At 74.4% G+C, this 3,252-nt stretch carries 2 protein-coding genes; one reads left to right on the top strand and one right to left on the bottom strand.

The features are described 5' to 3' along the window. On the bottom strand, positions 1-1,206 hold a 1,206-nt coding region (locus ACFE60_RS18485; RefSeq protein ID WP_375390316.1), incomplete at its 3' end, for a glycoside hydrolase family 1 protein. Between the two features lie 100 nt (positions 1,207-1,306). Here ACFE60_RS18485 and ACFE60_RS18480 point away from each other — a divergent pair. Continuing rightward, positions 1,307-3,252: TPM domain-containing protein (locus ACFE60_RS18480; RefSeq protein WP_375390315.1), on the top strand; the 1,946-nt coding region annotated here is incomplete at its 3' end.

Here is a 3,252-nt window from a genome sequence, read left to right as displayed (position 1 = left end):
CTCGATGGCGTCGTGCACCGCGGCCAGGTGGTCGCGCAGGTAGGCGATGCGGTCGGCGTCGTGGACGACCCCGTCGTCACCGGGGACGTCGGGGAAGGCCGCTCCGTTCTCGGTGACCATCAGCGGCAGGCCCGGGTAGCGCTCGTGCAGCGACACCAGCAGCTCCGTCAGCCCGCTCGGGTCGATGTTCCAGCCCATGTCGGTGAGCGGGCCGGCGGAGGGGAGGAACTCCACCGCGTCGGCGCCCGGCCAGGGCGACCCGGCGCCGCCGCCGTGCCCGTCGTTCCGCTCGCCCGCGCCGTCGCCGTCGCGCAGCCGCACCCGGGAGGTGGCGTAGTAGTTCACGCCGAGCACGTCGATCGGCTGCCGGATCGTCTCGAGGTCGCCGTCCTGCACGAACGCCCAGTCGGTGATCGACGCGGTGTCCTCGAGCAGGTCCGCGGGGTACTCGCCGTCGAGCATCGGGCCGAGGAACACCCGGTTCCCGATCGCGTCGAGGCGGCGGACGGCCTCCGCGCCGGTCGGCCCCTCTGGCCGGAACACGTGGAGGTTGAGGGTCACGGAGACCTTCGCCTCCGGCACGACCGCGCGCACGGCCCGCGCGCCCAGCCCGTGCGCGAGGTTCAGGTGGTGCGCCGCCTGCAGGGTCGCGAGCGGCTCCGTGCGACCGGGCGCGTGCACGCCCGCGCCGTAGCCGAGGAACGCCGAGCACCACGGCTCGTTCAGGGTCGTCCAGGTGTCGACGCGGTCGCCGAGCGCCTCCGCGACGACGCGGGCGTACTCGCCGAACGCCTCCGCGGTGGACCGGACGGTCCAGCCGCCCTCGTCCTCGAGGACCTGCGGCAGGTCCCAGTGGTACAGCGTCGCGACCGGCGTGATGCCCCGCGACAGCAGGCCGTCGACCATGCGCGAGTAGAAGTCGAGCCCCGGCCGGTTCACCGCGCCGCGCGCGTCTGGCACGACGCGCGGCCAGGCGACGGAGAACCGGTACGCCTGCAGCCCGAGGGAGGCCATCAGGTCCAGGTCCGCGTCGAGCCGGTGGTAGTGGTCGTCGGCCACGTCGCCGGTGTCACCGTCCTGCACGCGGCCGGGCGTGCGGCTGAACACGTCCCAGATCGAGGGCTTCCTGCCGTCCTCGGCCACCGCCCCCTCGATCTGGTAGGACGCCGTCGCGCTGCCGAACACGAACCCGTCGGGGAACCGCATGCCCGGATCCTCTCATCGCGCGCGCTGTGCCCACGCATCGGAGGAGCACACCGGCCTCGCGGAGGGCATCGGTACGATCCGGGGCATCTCAGGAGGACGAATGCGATTGCGCCGCGTGGCGGTGGGCCTGGCCGTGGCCGGGCTGCTGACCGTGACCGGAGCCTCGGCGGCGTGGGCGGACTCCCCCGTCGATCTCGGCGGCTCCCATCTGATCGATGCCTCCGACGTGCTCTCCTCAGGCGAGGAGACTCAGGTCTCGAACGCGATCGATTCCTACAACGCTGAATCAGGCGCGGACCTCCGCGTCGTGTTCGTGGACACGTTCACGGACCCGTCCGACCGTACGGGTTGGGCGCAGGCGGTCGAGGAGACCGCGGACAGCCCGGGCAAGACGCTCGTGCTCGCCGTGGCGACCGCGCCCGCGGCCCGCAACTTCGGCTTCTGGGCCTCCGAGGACTTCCCGTTGTCCCAGGCGGAGGTGCAGCAGGTCGCCACCGACGACCTCGTACCGAAGTTCCGCAACGACGACTGGGCCGGCGGGGTGGAGGCGTTCACCGACGGCCTCGCCGCCGCCGCGTCCGGCACCGGCACGGACTCCGGCACCGGCGGCTCCTCGAGCGGCGACGGAGCCTCGTCCAGCAGCGACGGCGGCAGCGGCGCCATCACCCTCTTCCTGCTCGTCGCGCTGATCGTCGTGGTCGTCGTGGTGGTGGTCGTGATCGCCCGTCGCGCGTCGCGCCGGCAGGTCGCGGCGAGGGGCGGAGGCGGCGCGGGCGCCGCGCCCGTGGGCCCCCCTCCCGTCGATCAGAAGGAGCTCGACCGGAAGGCGAGCCGCGCCCTCATCGCGCTCGACGACGACCTGACGACCAGCGAGCAGGAGCTCGGGTTCGCGGTCGCCGAGTTCGGCGAGGTCGCCGCGAAGCCCTTCAGCGACGCGCTCGCGACCGCGAGGCTGCGGGCCCGCGACGCGTTCGCGATCCGGCAGCGGCTGGACGACGAGATCCCGGAGACCCCCGCCCAGAAGCAGCAGCTGACGCAGCGCATCATCGCGCTCTGCACCGACGCGGAGAAGACGCTCACCGACCAGAAGCACGCCTTCGACGATCTGCGCAAGCTGGAGCAGCAGCTGCCGGTCGCCGTCCCGGCCGCCTCGCAGCAGCAGCAGGCGCTGCTGGCCCGCTCGCGGGAGGCCTCGGGCTCGCTGGACACGATCCGCTCCCGGTTCGGCGAGGACGCGGTGCACGGCGCGGCCGACGACCTGCAGCAGGCGGACGCTCTGCTCGAGCTGTCCAGGACGGCCCTGTCGGAGGCGGGCTCGCCGAGCGCGGGCGGCGCGGGCGGCGGCGCCGTCGCGCTGCGCAGCGCGCAGCGCGCCCTCGGGCAGGCGACGCAGCTGCTCGACGGCATCGTCGCGGCGCCGAACGAGTTCATGGCGGTGAAGCGGCAGCTCGACGCGGCCGTCGAGGACACCCGCAGCGACATCGCGGAGGCGCAGCGCGCCGGCGTGCGGAACAAGGACCTCGCCGCCGCGGTCGCGGGCGCGCAGGCGGCCATCGAGACCGCCGATCTGCAGGCGCCGCCGGCGGGACTCGCGACCGTGGAGGCGGCGAACGGCCGGCTCGAGAAGGCGATGGCGCCGATCCGCGACCAGCAGCAGCGGCTCGCGCGAGCCGTCGCGACCCTCCCCCGCGCGCTCGACTCGGCGCAGACCGCGGTGCGCGACGCGCGCCGGTACATCGAGAACCGCCGGGGCGGCGTCGGCAGCGAGGCCCGCACCCGCCTCAGCGAGGCGCAGCGCGAGCTCGATCGAGCCGTGGCCCTGCAGTCGTCCGACCCGGTCGACGCGCTCGGGTCGGCGCAGCACGCGTCGTCGCTCGCGAGCGAGGCCTCCGACCTCGCCCAGCGCGACATCGACGACTTCCGGAACGGCGGAGGCGGCTGGGGCGGCGGCGGCTTCGGCGGCGGGAACCGCGGCGGAGGCGGCGACCTCGTCACGGGCGTCGTGCTCGGCGGCATCCTCGGCGGCATCCTGAACGGCGGCCACGG

It is taken from the genome of uncultured Amnibacterium sp. (assembly GCF_964245895.1).
Lineage (GTDB): Bacteria > Actinomycetota > Actinomycetes > Actinomycetales > Microbacteriaceae > Amnibacterium.
The sequence above is the reverse complement of the archived record's forward strand: the minus strand, read 5'-3'. Positions and strand labels throughout refer to the sequence as shown.